Source organism: Methanobrevibacter sp. TMH8 (assembly GCF_020148105.1).
GTDB lineage: Archaea > Methanobacteriota > Methanobacteria > Methanobacteriales > Methanobacteriaceae > Methanobinarius.
Genome location: NZ_JAHLZE010000029.1, coordinates 40,967 through 63,587, shown reverse-complemented (window position 1 = coordinate 63,587; position 22,621 = coordinate 40,967). Strand labels below are relative to the sequence as shown.

General features: G+C 25.6%; 18 protein-coding genes. 10 read left to right on the top strand and 8 right to left on the bottom strand.

Features of this window, described 5'->3' with window-relative positions; genetic code table 11:
* Positions 1–10 precede the first annotated feature (10 nt).
* From KQY27_RS06120 to KQY27_RS06105, 4 genes are all read left to right on the top strand, one after another.
* Positions 11–382 carry a hypothetical protein gene (locus KQY27_RS06120; protein WP_224425685.1) on the top strand — a complete coding sequence of 124 codons (372 nt, stop codon included), beginning with the start codon at positions 11–13 and terminating at the stop codon, positions 380–382.
* A 191-nt stretch (positions 383–573) separates the two neighbouring features.
* Entirely contained in the window at positions 574–1,527 is a 954-nt protein-coding gene (locus tag KQY27_RS06115) for an Rpn family recombination-promoting nuclease/putative transposase (protein ID WP_342765749.1), read from the top strand.
* Positions 1,528–1,786: 259 nt separating this feature from the next.
* Positions 1,787–2,431 (top strand): MarR family winged helix-turn-helix transcriptional regulator, encoded by a 645-nt coding sequence (locus KQY27_RS06110; protein WP_224425684.1) that lies wholly within the window; start codon positions 1,787–1,789, stop codon positions 2,429–2,431.
* A gap of 330 nt (positions 2,432–2,761) precedes the next feature.
* Positions 2,762–3,886, top strand: coding sequence for a hypothetical protein (locus KQY27_RS06105; RefSeq protein ID WP_224425683.1), 1,125 nt, complete (start codon positions 2,762–2,764; stop codon positions 3,884–3,886).
* 275 nt (positions 3,887–4,161) lie between these two features.
* Here the strand turns inward: KQY27_RS06105 and KQY27_RS06100 are convergent, their stop codons facing one another.
* Entirely contained in the window at positions 4,162–5,427 is a 1,266-nt protein-coding gene (locus KQY27_RS06100) for a hypothetical protein (protein ID WP_224425682.1), read from the bottom strand.
* Positions 5,428–5,907: 480 nt separating this feature from the next.
* Positions 5,908–6,915, bottom strand: a complete 1,008-nt coding sequence (locus tag KQY27_RS06095) for a TRC40/GET3/ArsA family transport-energizing ATPase (protein ID WP_224425681.1) — start codon at positions 6,913–6,915, stop codon at positions 5,908–5,910.
* A gap of 331 nt (positions 6,916–7,246) precedes the next feature.
* Here KQY27_RS06095 and KQY27_RS06090 point away from each other — a divergent pair, with 331 nt between their 5' ends.
* From KQY27_RS06090 to leuS, 3 genes are all read left to right on the top strand, one after another.
* On the top strand, positions 7,247–8,077 hold the full coding sequence (locus tag KQY27_RS06090) for an NAD+ synthase (RefSeq protein WP_224425680.1): 831 nt from the start codon (positions 7,247–7,249) through the stop codon (positions 8,075–8,077).
* A gap of 227 nt (positions 8,078–8,304) precedes the next feature.
* Positions 8,305–8,619 carry a divalent-cation tolerance protein CutA gene (gene cutA / locus KQY27_RS06085; RefSeq protein WP_224425679.1) on the top strand — a complete coding sequence of 105 codons (315 nt, stop codon included), beginning with the start codon at positions 8,305–8,307 and terminating at the stop codon, positions 8,617–8,619.
* A 376-nt stretch (positions 8,620–8,995) separates the two neighbouring features.
* The gene (leuS, locus tag KQY27_RS06080; RefSeq protein ID WP_224425678.1) at positions 8,996–12,076 is read left to right on the top strand and encodes a leucine--tRNA ligase; all 3,081 of its coding nucleotides are present in this window, start codon (positions 8,996–8,998) and stop codon (positions 12,074–12,076) included.
* Between the two features lie 174 nt (positions 12,077–12,250).
* Here leuS and KQY27_RS06075 read toward each other — a convergent pair whose 3' ends face one another.
* Together KQY27_RS06075 and KQY27_RS06070 are read right to left on the bottom strand one after the other, a co-directional pair.
* Positions 12,251–12,898, bottom strand: coding sequence for a cobalt-precorrin-7 (C(5))-methyltransferase (locus KQY27_RS06075; protein ID WP_224425677.1), 648 nt, complete (start codon positions 12,896–12,898; stop codon positions 12,251–12,253).
* Between the two features lie 159 nt (positions 12,899–13,057).
* On the bottom strand, positions 13,058–15,295 hold the full coding sequence (locus KQY27_RS06070) for a phage holin family protein (RefSeq protein ID WP_224425676.1): 2,238 nt from the start codon (positions 15,293–15,295) through the stop codon (positions 13,058–13,060).
* A 478-nt stretch (positions 15,296–15,773) separates the two neighbouring features.
* Here KQY27_RS06070 and KQY27_RS06065 point away from each other — a divergent pair, with 478 nt between their 5' ends.
* The 3 genes from KQY27_RS06065 (at position 15,774) to KQY27_RS06055 (ending at position 18,996) form a co-directional block, all read left to right on the top strand.
* Positions 15,774–16,481 carry an MBL fold metallo-hydrolase gene (locus tag KQY27_RS06065; RefSeq protein WP_224425675.1) on the top strand — a complete coding sequence of 236 codons (708 nt, stop codon included), beginning with the start codon at positions 15,774–15,776 and terminating at the stop codon, positions 16,479–16,481.
* A 22-nt stretch (positions 16,482–16,503) separates the two neighbouring features.
* Positions 16,504–17,358: a sulfite exporter TauE/SafE family protein gene (locus KQY27_RS06060; RefSeq protein WP_224425674.1), complete on the top strand. Its 855-nt coding sequence runs from the start codon at positions 16,504–16,506 to the stop codon at positions 17,356–17,358.
* A gap of 450 nt (positions 17,359–17,808) precedes the next feature.
* Positions 17,809–18,996: a redox-regulated ATPase YchF gene (locus tag KQY27_RS06055; protein WP_224425673.1), complete on the top strand. Its 1,188-nt coding sequence runs from the start codon at positions 17,809–17,811 to the stop codon at positions 18,994–18,996.
* Positions 18,997–19,150: 154 nt separating this feature from the next.
* Here KQY27_RS06055 and KQY27_RS06050 read toward each other — a convergent pair whose 3' ends face one another.
* From KQY27_RS06050 to KQY27_RS06035, 4 genes are all read right to left on the bottom strand, one after another.
* Positions 19,151–19,828 (bottom strand): class I SAM-dependent methyltransferase, encoded by a 678-nt coding sequence (locus KQY27_RS06050; protein WP_224425672.1) that lies wholly within the window; start codon positions 19,826–19,828, stop codon positions 19,151–19,153.
* Positions 19,829–19,998: 170 nt separating this feature from the next.
* A complete protein-coding gene (locus KQY27_RS06045) occupies positions 19,999–20,880 on the bottom strand; it encodes a ZIP family metal transporter (protein ID WP_224425671.1) in 882 nt (293 codons plus the stop codon).
* Between the two features lie 16 nt (positions 20,881–20,896).
* A complete protein-coding gene (locus tag KQY27_RS06040; protein WP_224425670.1) occupies positions 20,897–21,505 on the bottom strand; it encodes a GNAT family protein in 609 nt (202 codons plus the stop codon).
* Between the two features lie 64 nt (positions 21,506–21,569).
* On the bottom strand, positions 21,570–22,142 hold the full coding sequence (locus KQY27_RS06035) for a DUF4240 domain-containing protein (RefSeq protein ID WP_224425669.1): 573 nt from the start codon (positions 22,140–22,142) through the stop codon (positions 21,570–21,572).
* Between the last annotated feature and the right edge of the window lie 479 nt (positions 22,143–22,621).

The following is a 22,621-nucleotide window of genomic DNA, read 5'->3' as shown; positions in this document are numbered from 1 at the left end:
GAGGTTAAATATGAGAAACAAAAATGTGATTTTTATATTAATTTTTTTATTAGTAGGAATTGGATTGTTATTTTATTTTAATATTTTAGCAATTGATTATAATTATTCTGAGTACTCTGAGGAAACAGATTCTCTAAATTCACAATTTAAGAATGGTGAAAAAGTTGCTAATATTTCTAATTTTAAAAATATGACTGATGATGAGAAATATAAACAAATTACTAATTTATCTTTATCTATGGGTTATGATAATATAACGAAAGTAATTTCTGTAGATGGTTTTGAAGTTTGGATTATTCAAAATGAATCATCAAATCCTATTGATTCAATGGATATAATTGTTAATATAAGTAGTGGTGAAGTAGCTACTCATATTATTTAAATATATTTTTCATGGATAGTAATGTTTATTTCATATACTAAAATTGTTTTCTTATTAATAAATTCTTTTTATGTTATAATATTTATTTTTTATATTTAAATTACATTACTACTTATTTATTGTCGTTATATAGTAAAATTAAGCTCTCATATAAGCTAATATTTAAATATAAAGTTATACAATACCAGTCTATGAAAGAAAAATCATCAAAATTTAAAGATATAATTTTTCAAAATTATTTTGCTATGGATGATTTTTTATTTCTCAAGTATATGGGTGAAAAGGGAAATGAGCTACAACAAAAGAACTTTTTAAAAGCTTTAGGAATCGAAATAGAAGGAGAAATAACTACCACCAACACAAAAATGCCTCCTGATAAAACTAAAGGAAAAAGATCAGAATTAGACTCTAGAATAATAAGTGAATGTGGAAAAGATATCAATATCGAAATACAAAGACAAGAAACCAAAGACTTCCTAGAAAGATTAATAACATATATATGCAAAAGAGCAATAGAACCATTGGGCAAAGGAAAAAACTATAACTCAATAAAAAAAGTCATAACAATAGCTATATGCAAATATTCCTTCTTAAAATCACCAAAATACCATAATATCTTTGATATAAGGAATAGTAATATTTATATCTCTGAAAAACTAATAGATAAATTAGAAATCCATATCATTGAAATGGAGAAATTTAGAAAAGAAAACATCTATGAAGAACACCCAAGTCAAAATGGATTGATAATAAAAACAAAAAAAGATTTAAGAAACAATCCCAAACACCAATACTTGGCTTTTATCGATGATGAAACAACACATGAAGAAAGAAAGGAGATAGTAAAAATGGGGGATAAAGGATTAAAAGCTTCAATGGAATGTTTAGAAAACGCACTACAAAACGGTGCATTTGACAGATACTTCTATCAAAAATTAAATGAATTCCATCAAGAAAATGTGATGAATGAAAGAATAGAAAAAGGAAAACTAGAAGGAAAATTAGAAGGAAAACTTGAAGGAAGACTAGAGGGGAAAGAAGAAAAAAAATTGGAAATAGCTATTAACTTGAAAAACGAAGGCATTCCAATTGAAATAATAGCTAAAACAACAGAATTGTCTATTTCTGAAATTAAAAAACTTTAATTCTTTTTTTATATTCTTTTAAATTGCAAGTTTTAAGTATAACATTTTCGATCTTTTAGCTTTTTTAACAATTGTTTCACAAGGAAACATTTATATATTTATTTTTATATATCATAAATCAACTATTAAAAATTGTATTATTATGATAATTTTATTTTAATGTTCTTTAATAACTTTTAATGATATAATACTATAAATAAACAATTAATTAAACAATTATAGTTAATTTACAATTTTTATTATAAAACAGTGATATTTTATGGAGAATAAAGAAAATATAGAGGAGAATTCATCAGAAGCATCAGAAGATTTTTTAATGTGTGATTTAGTTACTATTATTTATAAATCATATAAAAACTATTTAATGTATAAACTGACTGATTTAGACATTACTCCTGGACAAATTCCATTTATTTTAGAATTGATGAGGTCTAAAAATGCTTCTCAGGATGATTTAGCTAATAAATTATTTGTTACTCGAGGAACAACAGCTAAAGCTCTTAGAAAACTGGATGATCAAGAAATAATTGAGAGAAAAACAGCTCTTAACAACAGAAGAAAATATAATGTTTTTTTAACAGATAAAGGAAAAGAAACTGCTTTAGAAATTGAAAAAATCGATAAATCATGGGAAGATATGATTTTATCTCGTTTGAAAGAATCTGAAAATTTTGAAAATAAAGAACAACTTATAAATAATTTAAAAAGTTTAGCTAAAAGCTCTTTAGAGATATTTGATCAAGAAAAAGAGAAATTTAAAGATTCGAATGGTCCTGGAGTTGATTTCTCTATGCATCCATTTGCAGGAAATATCTTTAAAGGTCACCATTTCAGAGGGCATGGACACCATCGAGATTTATTTAGAAATAAGGGATTTTTTCCCAAAGATCCTAGAAAAAAATAACAATTTAAGTTTTATTTTTAATATCCTTTAATTTTCTTTGGCTATTTTTAACAATTTTTAATAATTTCTAGTAATTTTTAGTAATCTTTAATATTTTTCATTATTTTTTTTATAATATTGATTTTATCCTTAAACAGTTTCAATATAAAACTGTTTCATCATACTACTGTTTCATAAGGAAACATTTATATAGTGAAACAGTTAATATATGAAACAGTTGAATGGAAATTTAATTTTAAATATTAAAGTCCATAATTTTCTCTTATATGTTAGTTTATTTTCATTCAACTAACTTCTAATATAGTTAAAAATAATAGGAGATTTAATAGAATGATGTTTGATGAAGAACTAAATAAAGATGAAATAGAAGATTTGTCTATAGCTAATTTCTTAGCTATTACAAATAAAGCATATAATCTATACTTAAACCAGGAAATTAAAGATTTAGATATTACTACAGAACAAATTCCATTTATAATTGAACTTGATAAAAAAGAAAATATATCTAAAAAAGAATTAGCTAAATATCTATTTTTAAATGATAGAAATACAGCTCGTGGGCTAATGGAATTATATCTATCTGGAATCATTGATAGAAAACCTTTAGATAAAGAAGTTTCACAAGAAAATAAAATAAATAATGATAATAATGAAGGAAATCATGATAAAAATAGTGAAAATAGCTTAAATAATGAGAATAATGGAATTCATGGGACTCATGGGACTCATGGGACTCATGGAGCTCATGAAAATAATGGAACTTATGAAAATAATGAAAATCACTGGTTTTATAGAGATCATGATTTTAAACAGGATTTAAAAATCTCATTAACTCCATATGGAAAAGAATTAGCTTCTAAAATTAAAGAAATTGATGCAAAATGGGAAGAAATAATATACAAAAATTTAGAAGATTCTAATAAAGATGAAATCATGAAAAGTGTGAAAGATTTAGCTATTAGTTCTCTTAAGACTAATAAAGATGCTAATATTTCTAGTTCTGAATTTAAACTTTCTCGAGCTAAACAAATGCTCGGTAAAATGTTAAATAGAATGTTTAGCTATAAATATGATAATTCTACCTCTAATTTTGATCATAGGTCTGGATTTAGAGATGAACATTTAAATAACCTTAGATCTGAATATATAGCTAATCATATGGAAGATTTTAGACCTAGATCTAGAAATTACTGTAGTGCTGATTTTAGATTCGGTTGTGATGATTATTCTAAAGATGACTTTAGACATGCTCATAGATTTGGTCATAGACATCATTTCCGATGTAATGAAATGCAAGAGTGTAGATTTGATGATATTGGTAGATGTGATATGAATAGAAGAGATCATGAAGATCTAAAAAGATTTAAAGAAAGAATTCCTAATGATAATGCTTTTAGATATATGGGATTTTTTAAAGCTAGAAGAGTTGGAAATAAATGGCCATTTTTTAGATAAATTTTTATTTTTTTATTTATTATTAAATTTGAATAATTTTTCTAATAAATAAAACTAAATATCAGATAATTTTAAAATTAAAGTTTAAATATATTTTAATTTTAAAAATAAACTAAATAATAATCTAAATAATAAGCTAAATATTAATTTAAATAATAAAACAATAGAAAATAATAGAAAATAATAAAGAATAAATTAATTAAAAGTAAATAAAATAAATAAATTAATAAAATAAATAAAAAATAAATAAACTAAATTAAATAAAATTTAAACAATTATAGAACTAATCTGTCAACTTTAGCTATTAATTGTTTAATATAATTTAAAGTAGTTGTCATAGGCTCAAAATTAGGTGAACCGGTTTCATAGACTAATGTTTTGATTCCTGATCTTACTATAGGTTCTGTACAATATGGCGGACTTGTTTGAGATTGTGGGTAGTAGTAAGAAAGTCCTGGGATTTGACTTTTGAGTTTATACGCGATTGTTTTTGAAGACCCCTTATCTAATGGAGCGAATATAAAATTTGATTTTTCATAACCTCCGCCTTCACTTTTATCTCTGTTAGAATGGATATCAATAACTAAGTTATATTTGTTTAGTTTAATATTAGGAACAATATATTTTTGAGCTATTAATTGCCCATTCATTCTTCCAGAATTGTATTTATCAGCATCTTTGGTAACAGTTATTTTATAAATGTAATACAAGTATTTTAAGTTTTTACTAGTGGTCAATGTTTTATATAATGCAGTATGAGCATTACTTTCTAGAGGATGCATTCCTATGATATAAGCTATTTTGATTTTAGAACTAGTATTTCCATATGGTCCTAAAAGTTGTACATAACCAAGATTACCACTTCCTAATAGTTGGACATTAGGTTTATCCCTATTATAGCTAGGTAAATATTTATTAATTGGATTAGCTGCCTTGACATTAAATGAAACATAATATGGAAGCTTTTTACTTGCTCCAGCTAATGCTTTAGCAAACAAATAAACATTACTTTGATATTGTAATTTACTTCCACCAGCTGTTACTAAATAGTTAGGAACCTTTTTATAAGTATTCATATATTTTATAATTTTATCTGCATAAATAGAATAGTAATAAGAATAAATTTTTCCCTTGACCCAAGTTCCTGAAGCCTTACTAGGATTTTTAATATTATATTTAACAACTATAGCCGAATTAATCTTCTTATTTTTATTACTAATGGTTTTAGACATTAAATAATAAAATTCTGGAATTGAAAATTTATATCCTGCAACTGTTACATAGTTAGGCAGTTTTTTATTTTTAGTAGCATAACTTTGTAATGATTTAGCTGCTTTTATAACATTAGTTTGAGAAACTTTAGTTGGTTTTTTAGGAATATTAACAGATGTATTTGAATTATCAGTATTAGAAGTTTCATTTGTAACTGTTTGATTTCCAGGATCTGGAACATCTTCTGCACACACCATACTTATTGACACAAATAATGTCGATAAAACGATTAAAAGAACTAAAATTCCTTTATATTTATTTTTTTCCATTGATATTTCGCCTCTCCCAAATCAATCTTAAATGGTTTATAATTATAGTATAATATTATATATAAATAAGCTAAATTTAATATAAGATTATATAACTATTTAATTTATTATAATACTTAATTAATTATAAGATTTAATATTATTATAAGATTATTATAAAGTTTATAAGATTATTATAAAATCATTAATTTAATAGTAAATTATTATAAAGCAAACTTATTTTACAAATTTATATATAAATTTTTAATTTAAAATTAGCATTGTTTATTAATAATATAATTATTAAATTGTATATATTGATATTATTTTAATATAGTTTAAACTTGTACATATATAAATTTTTGTTTTATTGTTTAAAAATAATTTTAAAATAAAAAAAATAATTGAAAAATATTTTTTAAAATTTTAATTAGAATCAAATTTAATTTTTAAATTGTATATTTCTCATTTTTAACTTTTTATTTTTTAATTTTTTTATTATTAAAGAAGTATAGCATCTTTTTCCACTTGTTCAGGAGTTTTTCCTTCATAAAGTATTTCAGCTACTTCTTCTAATTTATCTATGCCTTTAACTTCTTCTTTAAATAATGGTATTTCAGCTATTGTTTGATGTGAAAATTTTTGTCTGATTAATGCCATTCTTTTTTGCTGTAATTTATATCTAGATTGGCAAAAATCACAGTTTTCAATATCTGGCATCATTTGATTAACAATAACTCCATCTACAGTCATATGATTTTTAGCTAAAGCATCCATAGCTCTATCTGACTCATGAATAGACATTTCTTCAGGAATAACAACCATCTTGAAGGTAGTTCTCTCTGGGTTTGACATAATCTCTTTAGCTTCGCTTATTTTTCGTTTTGTTTCTTCAAGTTCAGCTGTAGATTGTGGGTCATCATCATCTCCCATAAATGGAATTAAATTTTTAAAGCTACTAGCTAAACTTCCAAGTCTAGTTCTAACTTTTATCATTTTTCCTACCCATGAATCCATTAAGTCTGGAAATGAAAGGAACCTAAGTGTATGGCCTGTTGGAGCAGTATCAAATACCACAACATCATATTCATTGGTAGTCATAACTTGAAGAAAAACTTCAAAAGCAGCTGCTTCATCAGCACCAGGAGCTGAAGATGCAAGATCTAATTGATCTCCAAGCATATCCAACCCAAGAGCTTGTTCCCCAGTAGCTAAACTTTTTTTGCTTTCAAGTTCTGCTTGTTGTTGTTCCATAGCTATTTCGGGATCAATCTCAACAGCATATAGATTAGACATAATCAAGGTTGGGCTATGACTAACTGGTGCTTCAAGGGAGTCTGAAAGTGAGTGTGCAGGATCTGTAGATACAACTAATGTTTTTTTACCTTGTTTTGCCATCCATATAGCTGTAGCCGCAGATATTGATGTTTTTCCAACACCTCCTTTTCCCCCTACAAATACAAAAGTTGTTTCTCCTTTTTTAAATGTGAATAAGTCTTTAAATCCCATGATTTCTCTCCTTTATTTTAAATTTACCTTTATTTTACTGTTAATATCTATTAAAAATGATTTTTCTAAATTTTTTTACATTTTTGTCTCTAAATTTTTTATAAATTATTTATTGATTCTAATGTTTTTTATATTTTAGTGTTATTTTATGTTTTATTAATTTAGATTATGAATAAAAATAAATAGAATATAAACAAAAATATGAATGAGTATCCTTTACAATATATTTTACAATATATGTTTTATTATTATTCATTATATTATTCATTATATTATTAATTATTATTAATTATTTAAAGTAGATATTTATCATAGTTAATTGAGTGATTAAATGAAATTACCTGAAATTGATCCAAAAAAGACTAAAATAGAACTAATTAATTTTATAAAAGAAATGACAAATGAAACCAATGTTGATGGGGTAGTAATTGGTTTAAGCGGTGGAATTGATTCTACTGTTGTTGCATATCTTTTGAAAGAAGCTATTGGAAGTGAAAATATTTATTCTTATCATTTAGCTAGTTCGACCACTCCAAAAGAGGACACTGAACATGCTCGTTTAGTTGCTAAATTATTAAATCTTGATTATAAAGAAATAAATATTGATAAAATATCTGATGAATTTTTGACTTTAGCTAAGAATTTAAATAATACTTTAGCTAATAATGATTTTAAATCAAATAATAAAAATAAAGCTGCTGAAGGTAATCTTAAAGCAAGGATTAGAATGTCTCTTTTGTATTACTTTGCAAACCTTAAGAATTGTCTTGTAGCAGGAACTGGAAATAAAAGTGAGTTATTAATTGGTTATTTTACTAAATTTGGTGATGGGGCTTGTGATTTTGAACTAATTGGTGATATATACAAAACACAGCTAAGAAAACTTGCAAAATCTTGGGAAATTCCCGATGAAATCATAAATAAGCCACCAAGAGCAGGGCTTTGGAAAAATCAAACCGATGAAGATGAAATTGGTTTTAGCTATGAGATTTTAGATCAATTACTCTATCTGATTCATGATAAAAAATTAGAAAATGACGAAATCTTGAAAAAAACTAATAACACAGTATTAGAAATTAATAATATCCGAACTAAAATAGCTAATAATAAACACAAGCTATATTCTCCACCTAGTCCTTTTGAAAACAAGAAACTCTTTTAGAATGGATTATTTAACAATATTCAATAATATTTATTATTATTTAACAATATTTAATTTTATTTAATTTATTTAGAATTATTTAATAATATTTATTATTATTATTATTATTATTATTTGAAATTTTATCATTTAAAATTTTTAAATTTTTAAATTTTTAAACTTTTAAACTTTTAAATTTTTAAACTTTTTTAAATTTTAAATGTAAGTTGTATTATTTGAGGGATAAAATGATTGCATTGATTTATGTTACTACAAGTAATGAAGAAGAAGCTATGAATATTGGAGAAACTATTGTTAAAGAAAGATTAGCTGCTTGTTCAAATATAATCTCAGAAATGAAATCTATTTATTGGTGGGAAGGAAATCTTGAAAAAGATAATGAATCTATTCTGATTCTTAAAACCATTGAAGAAAATATTAATAAAATCATTTCTAGAATAAAAGAAATTCATTCTTATGAAAATCCATGTATTATTGCATTACCTATTTTAAATGCTTCTGATAGCTATTTAAAATGGCTAGAAAGAGAAATAGATCTTTAAATTACAATTTATATAAAATTAACAACTTTAAAATCTATGAAAATTATAGGATAATCAAATGATAAAATTATAATCTATGAAATTATTAAAAATTATAAAATTAAAGAATATAAATATAATAAATAATGAAAATAATAATATAATTGTATAGTATATTTTTATAATTAATATTTTTAATAATATTTTTAAATATTTTTATAAATATATTTTTTAATATATTTTTTATAATATATTTTTTATGAATAATTATTTTATAAATATTTATAAATAATTTATTCAAGAATAAATTTTATTCAATCAATTAATAATTATTTAATCAATTAAAAAATCAATAATCAAAGATTTTTAACATTATTTTTATAAAACTGGTGATTTAGTGAGTAGAGAAATTGAAAAGAAATGGCAACAGAAGTGGGAAAATGCAAAGCTATTTCAAGCAGATCATGATGAGCGAAAAAAGGTATTCTTAACAGTAGCTTATCCTTATCCAAGTGGGGCTATGCACATTGGACATGGAAGAACCTATACAGTTCCTGATGTTTATGCTAGATTTAAAAGAATGCAAGGATATAATGTTCTCTTTCCGATGGGTTGGCATGTAACTGGGGCTCCTGTAATTGGTATAGCTAGTAGAATCAGAGATAAAGATCCTTGGACTTTAAAACTATATGAAAATGTTCATAAAGTTCCAAAAGATCAAATTTCAAAATTAGAAGACCCAGAATACATTGTAAAATATTTCAGTACTGAATATCATAATGTAATGTCTGATATGGGTTATTCAATTGATTGGAGAAGAGAATTTAGAACTACTGACCCTACTTACAAGAAATTTATCCAATGGCAGATAAGAAAATTAAAAGATATGGATTTAGTTAGAAAAGGAAATCACCCTGTTAAATACTGTCCACAATGTAATAATCCTGTAGGGGATCATGACCTTTTAGAAGGAGAAGGAGTAGCTGTAAATGAATTAACACTTCTTAAATTTAAAATTGATGGTTTTGATATAGGGAATGGGTCTGAAGAAGATAGATCTGAAGAAGATGGAATTAGTTCAGATGAATCTAATGAAGAATCTAATGAAAATAGCTTATATTTAGTTCCAGCAACTTTTAGACCTGAAACTATTTTTGGTGCAACAAATCTCTGGTTAAATCCTGATGTTGAATATATTGAAGTAAAAAGTGATGCTGAAGGAGATAATAGTACTAATGGAGAAAGATGGATAATTAGTAAAGAGTCATATCATAATATTTCTAATCAGATAAAAGATTTAAAAATTATTGGTGATATTAATCCTAAATTGCTTATTGGAGCTAAAATAATAAATCCTGTAACAAAAGATTTACATCCAATATTCCCTGCTAGTTTTGTAGATCCTGAATATGGAAGTGGTTCTGTATTTTCAGTTCCAGGCCATGCTCCAGCTGATTATATTGCACTTCAAGATTTAAAAAATAATAAAGAATTAATTGAAAAGTATAATTTGGAGGATTTAGTAAATAGTATTGAACCTTTGAATGTTGTCACTCTCAAAAAATACAGTGAAATTCCTGCTCGTGATGTTATTGAAAGATTGGAAGTAGAAAGTCAAGAAGATCCTAAACTTGAAGAAGCAACTAATGAATTATATAAGGTGGAACATTCTAAAGGAATCATTAGTGATCATATTCCAATATATGCGGGTGAAAGAGTAGCTATTGCAAGAGAAAATATTAAAAGCGACATGATTGATAAAAATCAAGCTACAATAATGTATGATTTCGCTGAACATCCAGTTATTTGTCGATGTGGAACAAAATGTGTAGTTAAGATAATGGATAATCAATGGTTCCTCAAATATTCTGATGAAGATTGGAAAGAAAAGACAAGATATTTACTTAGAAATGAAACTATAATTCCTAGTGAAGTTAGATCTAATCTTGAATATTATATTGGATGGTTAGAAGATTGGGCATGTTCACGTCGTATTGGACTTGGAACACATCTTCCATGGGATAAACAATGGTTAATAGAACCATTAACTGATTCTACAATTTATATGTCTTATTATACAATAGCTAAATACTTAAAAGACATGAATCCAGAAGATATAAATGATGCTTTTTTTGAAAAAATCTTTTTTGATAAAGATAATAAAGATGAAAAATTAAAAGTGGATCAAGCTACAATCAATGAGATTCAAAACGAATTTAGCTATTGGTATCCTCTTGATTGGAGACTTTCAGCTAAAGATTTAGTTGGAAATCATTTAAGTTTCCACATGTTCCATCATGCAGTTATTTTCCCTCCTGAAAACTGGCCACAAGGAATGGTTGTATTTGGAATGGGTTTACTTGAAGGTAATAAAATGTCTTCTTCAAAAGGTAATGTAATTCTTTTAAGTGATGCAATTGAAGAATATGGTGCTGATGTAGTAAGACTCTTTTTAATGTCTTCAGCTGAGCCATGGCAAGATTTTGATTGGAGAGAAAAAGAAGTTATTGGAACAAAAAGACGTTTAGATTGGTTCTTTGAATTTGCTGAAAAAATAGAAAAAATAAAAGGTTCTCCTCTTGATTTAAGTAACATCAAACGTATTGATTTAACAAGAAAAATTGATCTTTGGATGATGAATCAGCTCTATATTAGAATCAATGATGCAACAAAAGCATTAGAAGGTTTCCAAACAAGAAAAGCTCTTCAAGATTCTCTTTTCCTTCTTAAAAAAGACGTTGATCATTATATGTATCGTACAAAACATTTAATTGAAGGAAATGGGGATAAAAATAGGGATAAAGGTAAAAATAAAGATGGAAATGGAGATAATGAGGTTGATGAAGCTTTAATTTTCGTTTTATCTTCAATACTTGAATCTTGGATTAGAATTCTTGCTCCATTTACACCTCATAGTAGTGAAGAACTTTGGAGTAAGTATGGTGGAGAAGGATTTGTATCAGAAGCAGAATGGCCAATAAAATACCAATATTTCCCAATGAAATGTACTCCTACATTAAACCTACAAACAGATAGCTGTCTCCCAAGTGAAATTATTGAAAAATCAGAAGAAATGGTTCAAAATATTGTTAAAGATATAAATGAAATAAAAAAGATTGTTGAAGTTGAACCAGAGAAAATCCATGTTTATTTAGCTCCTAATTGGAAATGGGAACTTTATCGAATAGCTGCTGATGTTGGAAAACCAGATATTGGTCAAATTATGGGAAGATCTATCGGTGAAAATATTCATGAAAATAAAAAGGAAATAGCTGAATTTGCTAAAAAAATCAGTCGTGAAATGACAAAAACAAAGTATGTTGGAAAGATTGATGAATATGACGTACTTTCAGATGCTTTAGACTTTATATCCGAAGAAACTAATGCTAAGATCGTTATTCACCAAGATGATAGCTATGATCCTCAAAATAAGGCAAGAAATGCAATGCCTTATAAACCAGCTATATTCATGGAATAGTGACTATATAGTCACTCTTTTTTTATTTAAATAATTTAAAATTCTTTTAATTTTTTATTATTTTCATTTATTTTAGCATTTCATTATTTTTATTAATTTTATTGTTTTTTATTATTTTTAATATATTTTTTAATATATTTTTAATACTTATAATACTTATAATACTTCTAAATTTTAATATTTATCAAAATAAATAATCATTACACACATATAGCTAAATTCACTATTTATAACTTCTTTTAAACTTGTTGTAACAATTTTTTCTTCTGGATAACTTAGTCTTTCACAAATTGTTACTTTTCTATTTTCATCAACTCCATTATCCAGTAAAAACCTTGCCATATCTTTAACACTTTTTGAAGGTAAAGCTATTGTAGGTTGACCATTATTAATAACTGTTAAAATATCTTCTATATTTTCTCTACCATGAAATGTCATTATATTTGCTTCATCCCAGGATATTCTGTTTTTAGCTGCAGCTAATTGAAGAGAACTTACTGCTGGAATCACTTCGATATTCTCTTCATTAAATTCTTTTTCTTTAGCTATTTTTAAAATTGTTTTTAAAACCCCTGAAAAACCAGGATCGCCTGTTGAAAGTACACAAACTTCTTTTCCATCAATAGCTAAATCTACTGCAAGTTCTAATTTTTCTTGAAGGTCTTTAACATTTAAACCAATAGTTTTTCCAACATCATCAAAGATATCAATTGCTCTCCAACTTCCAATAGTAACATCTGCATTTTTAACAGTATTTATAGCTTTTTGAGTAAGATAATCTTTGGAACCTGGACCGATTCCTACAATAAACAGATTTGGCATAGTGTATTCCTATTTTAAATAATAATTATTTTTTTACTTCCTTCTTTTAACATATATGTTGAAGTAACACAATTATAAATTTTTACAATTATACATGTTGAAGTAACATAAATTTTTTATAATTTCTTATATTTTTTATATTTTTTTATAATTTTTTTATTATAACTTCTTTGAATTTTCTTTAATAATTTTATGAATAGCTTCAGCACCAATAATATCATTTTCTCCTATTTTCCAATTATTTGGATACATGATGAATGGTCTATTTTGTGTTCCTCCAAGTCCTCCATGACTTCCAATTAACTCTTCAAATGCAGCTACTTCATCTTTATCATTATCATAAAAGCTATTTACCAAAATATCTGGCGTATATTTGAAATTGTTTGTTCTAAGGAGATGTTTAGTCGCATTAGGTCCAAAATCAGACAAAGGATTCTTTCCTTCGAATGTATCTTTTTCTAAATAATATACTCCTTCTTTTCCAATTGCAAGAGCTCCATGTTCTTTGGAATCAACTAAAATAAATCCAATTCCTTCATGTTGAACAAGACCTGGAATTAACTCTGGAAACAATGTTCTTATTGATTCATAGTCAAGTCTATCTTTCCATTGTGTCAAGTAAATAAGTCCAAGATTTCCAGATGCAAGAACAATAACTTCAGCATTATTTAAGTTGGTATTTATCTTTTCTTTTGTAATATTTTTAGGTATTTTATGCTTTTTAACATATTCTAATATATCATCTCTTTTTGAAATAATTTTTGTTGAAATTTCATCATATTTATCCTTTGCAATGCTAGTTTTGTCTTTAACTTTATCTTTTACATCTTTTATAGGTAGTGTAATAGCTTGTGAAAAATGGTCTTCATTTGAAGATAGTTCACTGTAAATTTTCATATCTTCTGGAAGCAAGTTGTGTACTAAATCTTTTAGACTAAGGTCATATCTCTGTTTAAATGTAGCTCCATTACTTTGTCCATGATCAGATTGAACAACAATATGGTATGGTTTTGTAGAATATCTATTTGCACCAGCTATTCTCCTTATTTGTTTATCTATTCCTTTAAGGGCCTGAAATGAGTCATTATCTCTAATTCCAGAGTGATGTGCTATTTCATCATAACCTAAATATGTGGAATATACTATATCAGTTTCTCCTTTGATCATATCTCCTACTATGGTTTGTGTGGTTATTTCCCTCATATAAACATTTGCACAAGATCTTATAAAAAAATATATGAAATTTTTCCTAATACGTGGTTTTATATCTTTGATTTTATGATTTATTTGAGATGCCATCTCTCTCAAGATATCTGCTCCACAAAGTAAAACAATACGTCCAAAATTTGATGGATTTGAATAAACATAATACCATGTTTTATTATAAAACTTTTTTATATCGTACATTTTACTATAAGTAAACAATACATTGTCAGTATCACCAGAAAAAAGATTAGAACGACTAGATCCATTTTTATTGAGAAGTCCGTTTCCATCGGACACTCTTTTTTCTATTTTAGGAGCATCAAGAAGACCAGTTGAAACCATGATTTTGTTGTTGTTTTCTTTTTCTACCCATCTAAAAGCTACAATATTCTCATTATTTCCATGTAAAATTCCAGCTTGACTAGATCCTGTTTGACTTGAAAGATCTGTTTCCCATTCTTTTATTTTATGGGTTGTATCTTTCCAACTAGCTAATGTTGGCATATATCCTTTTTCAATTGCTTCTTCTAAAATATCTTTAGCTAAACCATCAATCTCTATTATTATTAATCCAAAGTGTTCATCTTCTGTTTTTATAGGATATTCTAAATTTTTATCAGTGTATTCTAAATCTTCTTTATTATTATTATTATTATTATTATTATTTTTGTCATTAATTTCATTATTTTCATTTTTATTCTGATCAATACGAGATCTGATATTATTTATGTAATCATCAGTTATTACAATACTTCCATCCATTGCTCTTTTGTTTTTTCTTCTTATAATGAAGTTATAATAGGATTCTTCATCATTTATTAAAATTGTTTTTAATATTGTATGTATAGCAGCTATACCTAATGGAACAAGTATTAAAGCATAACCCGAAATACTCAAACTAGGTATAAATAAGCTTATTGCCCATATTATTCCTGCATTTAAAAGTAGGGAACCTATTCCAATTGTATATACAAAAAATGGAAGTAAAAGCCTAGCTATAATTGGCCAAAAAACAGCATTAATAATTTCTAAAATAACTATAACAAGAGCTGCTGTAGCTAAATTGTCTATTGTCAACCCAATTGAAAGATTAGCTAAAAAATAAAATACTAAAATTTCACCTATCCAAACTATTCCAGTGGTCAGTAAAAATTTTACTGTAGTTAATATATTCTTGAGGTAGATGTTCATACATATAATATTATGAACTTTCGAATTTAAATAAGTTTTTTAAATTAATTAAATTATTTTTCTCAATCAGTTTTAAAATTTTTTATTTTTAATTTAAGCAAAAATTTTTTATATTAGTTTTAACTTATCTATATTATTATATTATATTTTTTATTAAATGATTTTAATCAACTTTCTATAATAATTGTAATTTATTGGAACTTAGATATTTAACATATTATTAATTTTTAAATTATATTTTAATTTGTGCTGTTCATTTTTTATCCATTAATTCACATAATATATTCGTTTCAATGAATTTATTGAATTATTATAGTAGAATTATTATAATGGCTTTATTATAATGGTTTTCTTAATAGTGGATTTATTATAATAGTGAATCCTTACTAGAACTTTTTAAAATTTTTTAAAACTTTCTAGAACATAGTTGGCAATATTATCAATTTGAAATTTATTTTTAAATTAAAAGGTGATAGAAATGAAAATAGCAAATGGAATAGAAATGTTAGAGATATCTATGAAATTAATAGGACAAGAGAGCACAATTTGTCCAACTCTCCTATGGGATGAGGATACAGCTATTTTAGTTGATGCAGGGATAATAGGAAGTTTATCTGAAATTAAAAAAGTAATGGGAGATGCAGGCGTACCATTTGAAAAATTAAATAAAATTATAGTCACTCATCAAGATGTTGATCATATTGGGGGTATTAAAGCTATTATTGAGGAATTACCTGAAGTTAAAGTCTTTGCACATAAAGAGGATAAACCTTATATAATGGGTGAAAAAAAATTGATAAAAATGAATTCTGCTTTTATGGAACGTATTAATGATTTACCTGAAGAACAAAAGAAAAAAGTATTATATGCATTTGAAAATTCTCATGTACGTGTTGATGAAACTTTAGCTGATGGTGAAGAATTGTCAGATTGTGGAGGAATTGTAGTAATTCACACACCTCATCATACACCAGGTCATATATGTTTATATCATAAACCAAGCAAAACTCTAATACTAGGGGATGAAATAAGAGTCAGGAATGGGGAATTTATTGGATCTGAAAATCAGCCTTTAAATGAAAAAAACATGAAAAAAGCCGTAAATTCTATTAAAAAATTCGAAAAATATGATATTGAGAATATTATAGCTTATCATGGTGGATTGTTCAATGAAAAATCCAACTAAAACATAAGGAATTGTAATTTAAATGTTTGATTTTAATTTAATTTTTATTCCCCTTTTCGGATTTTTAGTTGGATTTTTAGTGTCTACTTTAGGTGGAGGAGGAGGTGGATTTTATGTACCAATTTTAACACTTGTTTTTGGTGTTCCTCCACATATAGCTGTTGCTACATCTTTAGCATCAGTTTTGCCTACAACAGCTGCAGGTGCATTTAGCCATTATCGTGAAGGTAATGTAAATATTCGTTTAGGTTTAATCTTGGGAATTGGGGGTATATTTGGTACATTAATAGGAACATACATTGCAAATCTAATCCCTTCACTTCTTCTTGAAAAAATTTTAGGTATTTTTGTATTGATAATGTTAATTCCAATGCTTAAAAGTTTTATACAAAGATATAAAGAACAAAAAGAAAGAGAAAAAGAAAGAGAAAAAGAAAAATCAAATGAAAATATAGAGGATATGGAGAATACATATAATATAGAGAATACAGAAAAAATTGTAGAAATAAATGGATTCAAAAAAGTTATTGCTTCTTTTTTTGGATTTGCAGGTGGAATATTAGCTGGAATTTTTGGAATAAGTGGAACACCACCTGTTACTGCAGGACTTTATAGTTTAGGTTTACCTGCTATAATGGTTGTAGGTACAACTATATTTGTGCTTATATTCAATTCTTTAGCTGGTATTGGAGGTTATTTTGTACTAGGAAAATTAGATATACCTTTAATACTCCTTCTTTCTAGTGGATCAATTATAGGTGCATTTTTAGGACCTAAATCTCTTAAAAAAATTGATCCGAAGATTATTGAGAAAGTATATGGTCCTATACTTATATCTATAAGTCTTGTTATGGGATTAGGATTGTTACTTGCATAACTTAATTAAAAATTATAATAAATTGTTTACTATTATTTACCATTAAATCCACTATATTTTTTATTAAAATTTAGATAATTTTTAGATCAAATTAAATATAAATGATATGTTATGATTATAGATAATTTATTAAAGATAGATGTAGATATTTATATAATAATTATAATTTTTAAAAAATATTTTTAAAATATTATATAAAGTATATTAAAAACATTATTAAGAGCATTTTTAAAAAATATTATAATAAAATATACAATAATCAGAATAATGTTAAATAAATTTACTAAAAATATATAAAAATATATAAAAAAATCATATAAAAAAAATTATATAAAAAATTTTTATATAATTTAAATAATAATTTTAAGATTAAATTAAATTTTAACAAAGTTTATTAAATTTTATTAGATTTTATCAAATTTTATTATATTCAATTAAATCAGTGATAATATGCTTCAAATCGCAGTTACAGGAAAACCAAATGTAGGAAAATCTTCATTCTTTAATTCAGCTACAACTTCTACTGTAGAAATGGCCGATTACCCTTTCACAACAATAGATGCTAATAAAGCTATTGCAAATGTCGTAAAACCATGTCCTTGTGTTGACTTAGAACTCACATGCAATCCAAGAAATTCTGAATGTATAGATGGAAAAAGATATATTCATGTGGAATTAATTGATGTAGCTGGACTTGTTCCAGGAGCTCATGAAGGTCGAGGCCTTGGAAATAAGTTTTTGGATGATTTAAGACAAGCTAAAGTTTTTATTCATGTTATTGATGCTTCAGGTTCTACTGATGAGGAAGGTCGTCCAGTTGATCCTGGTACTCATGATCCTTTGGAAGATATTGAGTTTCTTGAATATGAGATTGTAATGTGGATGTATGGAATTTTAAGCAAAAATTGGAGTAGGCTCATTAGGAAAATAGAAGCTGAAAAATTAGATGTAGCTAAAGTTATATATGAACAAATGTCTGGGACTGGTGTAACTCTTGAAGATGTGATTGAAGCAAAAAGAGGAGCAAATCCAGATTATCAAAAATGGGAAAAAGAAGATTTAATTGAACTAGTTACAAATCTTAGAAGAATAGCTAAGCCAATGTTGATTGTAGCTAATAAAGCTGATCTTCCAACTTCTGAAGAGAATATAAAAAGAATTAAAGAAAAATATCCAGATGTTATTCCAGCTTCAGCTGACAGTGAACTTGCATTGGTTAATGCAGCTAAAGCAGGTCTTATTAATTATAACTCAGGAGATTCTGATTTTGAGATAGTTGATGAGGAAAAATTGAATAAAAATCAACTCAATGCTTTGAATTACATTAAAGAAAATGTACTTATGAAATATGGTAGTACTGGTGTTCAAAAAGCTTTAAATACAGCAGTATTTGAATTACTTAATATGATTGTTGTCTATCCTGTTGAAGACGAGCATAAATTCACAGATAATAATGGTAATGTTCTTCCAGATCCAATTCTCATTAGATTAGGATCTAATCCAAGAAATCTTGCTTATGTTGTACATACAGATATTGGTGACAAATTTATGCATGCTATTAATGCAAGAAAAAATATGCGTGTAGCTAGTGATTATGAACTATGTGATGGAGATATTATCAGTATTATTACTAGCTAAACACTTTTAATTTCTTTATTTATTAATTTATAATCATTTTTATATGTTTTACTTTTATATTTTTTATTTTTATTTTTATTAATTTTATTTTTTAGTTTTATCTAATTTTATATTATGAATATTTTATTTTTTTAATTTTATTTAAGTTGTTTCATTATTTTTTAGCCCATAAAACACCAAAACTATATGCTTTGTAAATACAGTCAACATGGGAAAATCCAGCATCTTCTAGCCATTTTAATTGTGTACTTGCTGGAACTTTCATATCAAGGTGCATTCTTTCAAAAGCTTTTTTTTCACTTTCGTTATCAAGTCCTGCTTTTTTAGTCATTTCTTTTTCATTTTCTTGATACATTTTATCAAGATATTTTGTTTCACCAGCTATCATTTCTGCATTTACAAATATTCCTTCTGGTTTTATCCATTCACCTATTTTATGGTATAATTTTTCTTTTTCTGGATTTGATAAGTGATGAATAGCTAATGATGAGATAATTGCATCGTATTGCTTATCCTCTTCTACTTCAAATTTAGTGATATCTTCTAAGTAAAAATTAAGGTTAGTGTTTGTTTGAAAACGTTCTTTAGCCACATCTAACATATTTTCAGAAATGTCTACAAGATCCATTTCTGCATTCGGATACTTTTTAAGAAACATTTCTGTAAATAATCCAGTACCAGTTCCTATTTCAAGAACATTTGGGATAGGGTCTTCAATTTTAACACTATTAATAGCTATTCCATAAAAATCATCAAAAACTGGGATTAATTTTTTTCTTTGAGAATCATATTTTTCAGCTATTTTATTAAACTGATTAGCTACATCTTTCATAAAATCACCTTTTTTGATAGTTATATATTATAATATGTTATTTAGTATTTATTATTGTATGTAATTATCTATTATCAGATATAAGTATTTGATATTTGTTATTATTATATTTATATCTATTTTATTATTTTTTAATTAGTTTTGATACTGAATATCATTAATAAACTAATTTAACCGAATGTTAATTGTGATAAAGTAAATGATATCAAGAATCCTATGGCCATTAAAAGACCAGTATATTCTCTTGTTTCAGAAAAAGCTTCTGGTAACATAGTATCGGCTATCATAGCTAGAATTGCACCAGCTGACATTGCTAATGCGCCGGATAATATGTGTTGATCAGTATGGGAGAATATGATATAACTTAACATTGCTGATGTAAATGCTAGTATTAAAACAGAAATCCAGAGACCCATTATATTTTTCCCATTCCATCCGCCTAATTTCATATAGGATGAAGCTGACATTCCTTCAAATGAGTTTGCAATAAAAATTGAAATTAACAGAGCTAAACTTATTGGTCCTCCTATAAAATATGTTAATCCAATAGCTATTGATTCTGGAATCCCATCTAATATTGCAGCTGCAAAAGCAGTTAATCCTTCAATTTGGTATTTATTAAGGTAGCCTTTGTATCTATTTTTGATAATTCTATATTTATGGATATTCTTATCATTACTATTAATTGTGTTATTATTGATATTAATGCCAATATTTTTACTATTATTTTCAGATATAATCTGTTTATTATCCTTAATATTACTTTTAGCCTGTTTTTTAGTGTTTAATCGATTTATAAATGTATCAATTATAGTAAATCCAACAACACCTGTAATAAATCCTATTGACAGGGTATAAATATTGCCATAATGATAAGATTCGAGAAGAAGTTCAAAACAAAGGGCGGATATTAATATTCCTGAACTAAAAGCAGTTACAATTGCTATATATTTTTTAGATATATTATATTTATATCCAACAAAACTACCAATTAGAAGTCCGATACTTCCAATACCTCCCCATAATCCTGCGAAAATATAATCAGGAATCATAATAAACACACATTTTTTAAATATCTATTATTTGATTTTTTTCAATTGAAAAAATAAAGACCTCATATGCTTCACTATTTTTAATTATAGTTTTGGATTCAGAATTATTTTTAAAACCAACTTTTTTAAGGACTTTTTGAGAAACTATATTTTCTAAAAATGGGGTTGCAAATATACAATCAATATCAAATGTTTCAAACCCATAATTAACCATTTTTTTGATAACAGATGTCATAATTCCTTTGTTCCAGTATTTTTCACCTAACCAATATCCTAATTCAGCTTGTTTATTGCATATATTTATTTTGGTATCTTGAATCTCAGTATTATGTTGTTTATTTTTTTCGTGTTTTTCTTTGCTCTCATTATTTTTATTTTCACTTTCTGGTGTTACAGCTATCGCACCAGCAGCTTCTCCATTAATTTCAATGGCGAATACAATGATAGGATCTTCTTTTGAAACTATATCTATAAAAATTCCAGCATCTTTTTTTGAATAAGGATGTGGAAATTCATTTGTAAGCCATTTAGCTATATTCTTATTATTAGCATATTTAGTTATGCTATCGACATCTTGTTTTTTGAATTTCCTTAGTTTATATTCAGGATTGCTCTTTGATTTCATTGAATTATTTGAATAATTAAGATTTCAATACCTTAAATATTTTTCATTAGATATCTACCAATAACTACCAATACTGATCATATAATTTTGGAACAAGATTTTTCAAACTTTCTTCATCATCTTCATCCCATTCAGCATCAATATTCTCATCAAAAGATATTTCAGCTACAATTCTGAGTATTTCATCTGAATCTAGTTCAAATTGTTTCATTCTTTCAAAATAAACATTTATATCTTCTTCTGTTCCTATTTTTTTATTGAAAGATATTTGAGCTACACTCAGCATTAGCTCATTTTCAAAATTGTCATCTTCATAAGGTATATCTAAATCAATAAGAGAATCTGGATTAATCAATGCATTAAGATAAGGTTCTTTTCCTCTTGATATTAACCATCCTCTAAAATAATCGAAACAATCATCTGAACAACCACCATTCATTACATATGCAGCGGCCCATAATTTTTTTTTATAAGACTCTTTTGCATATATATCGTAGATTTTTCCAAATCTTAATATATCTTCCTGTGAATATTCAGACAACTTATTTATTAAAAGTTCCATTTCTTTATCAGTTTCCCAATCTGCCTCTTTATAAGATGTTTGAATTAATTCCCAAAATTCATTTTTGTCCATCATAGTTTAACTCCTTTTCAAGTATCTTAACATTAATTATTCATTGTTTTTTTAGCATTCCCTTTTAATTATTCATTTTTTAATTATTTTTAGTTAATCAAACACTATATTATTATGTTTTTTAAAATATTTATATTTTTCATAAAATAATTAATATTAAACTTTTAAATTAAATTTTTAAAAATAAAAATTGAAAAATATATAAAAATAGTGTATATATGAGTCAAAAATATTATATTAAATGAAATTAACTAATTAAATTAATTTAATGTAAAATATTAAAATAAATGATTAATTACAGATGATTAAAATGAATTATAAATTATATTATAAACTGAATTATAAAATAAATTAAAATATATCAAAAACATATTGAAGGTAAATTAAAATTAAATTATAAAATTAAATTATAAAAATATATTATTAATATATTATTAAAATATTATTAAAATTTTATAAAAAAATTATTAAAATGAATTAAT

Coding starts and splice junctions, on each gene's coding strand:
- KQY27_RS06110 (WP_224425684.1), top strand. CDS start 1,787: ATGGAGAATAAAGAAAATATAGAGGAGAATTCATCAGAAGCATCAGAA.
- KQY27_RS06075 (WP_224425677.1), bottom strand. CDS start 12,898: ATGCCAAATCTGTTTATTGTAGGAATCGGTCCAGGTTCCAAAGATTAT.
- KQY27_RS06055 (WP_224425673.1), top strand. CDS start 17,809: ATGCTTCAAATCGCAGTTACAGGAAAACCAAATGTAGGAAAATCTTCA.
- KQY27_RS06040 (WP_224425670.1), bottom strand. CDS start 21,505: ATGAAATCAAAGAGCAATCCTGAATATAAACTAAGGAAATTCAAAAAA.
- KQY27_RS06050 (WP_224425672.1), bottom strand. CDS start 19,828: ATGAAAGATGTAGCTAATCAGTTTAATAAAATAGCTGAAAAATATGAT.
- cutA (WP_224425679.1), top strand. CDS start 8,305: ATGATTGCATTGATTTATGTTACTACAAGTAATGAAGAAGAAGCTATG.
- KQY27_RS06090 (WP_224425680.1), top strand. CDS start 7,247: ATGAAATTACCTGAAATTGATCCAAAAAAGACTAAAATAGAACTAATT.
- KQY27_RS06120 (WP_224425685.1), top strand. CDS start 11: ATGAGAAACAAAAATGTGATTTTTATATTAATTTTTTTATTAGTAGGA.
- KQY27_RS06115 (WP_342765749.1), top strand. CDS start 574: ATGAAAGAAAAATCATCAAAATTTAAAGATATAATTTTTCAAAATTAT.
- KQY27_RS06095 (WP_224425681.1), bottom strand. CDS start 6,915: ATGGGATTTAAAGACTTATTCACATTTAAAAAAGGAGAAACAACTTTT.
- KQY27_RS06105 (WP_224425683.1), top strand. CDS start 2,762: ATGATGTTTGATGAAGAACTAAATAAAGATGAAATAGAAGATTTGTCT.
- KQY27_RS06065 (WP_224425675.1), top strand. CDS start 15,774: ATGAAAATAGCAAATGGAATAGAAATGTTAGAGATATCTATGAAATTA.
- KQY27_RS06035 (WP_224425669.1), bottom strand. CDS start 22,142: ATGATGGACAAAAATGAATTTTGGGAATTAATTCAAACATCTTATAAA.
- KQY27_RS06045 (WP_224425671.1), bottom strand. CDS start 20,880: ATGATTCCTGATTATATTTTCGCAGGATTATGGGGAGGTATTGGAAGT.
- KQY27_RS06100 (WP_224425682.1), bottom strand. CDS start 5,427: ATGGAAAAAAATAAATATAAAGGAATTTTAGTTCTTTTAATCGTTTTA.
- KQY27_RS06060 (WP_224425674.1), top strand. CDS start 16,504: ATGTTTGATTTTAATTTAATTTTTATTCCCCTTTTCGGATTTTTAGTT.
- KQY27_RS06070 (WP_224425676.1), bottom strand. CDS start 15,295: ATGAACATCTACCTCAAGAATATATTAACTACAGTAAAATTTTTACTG.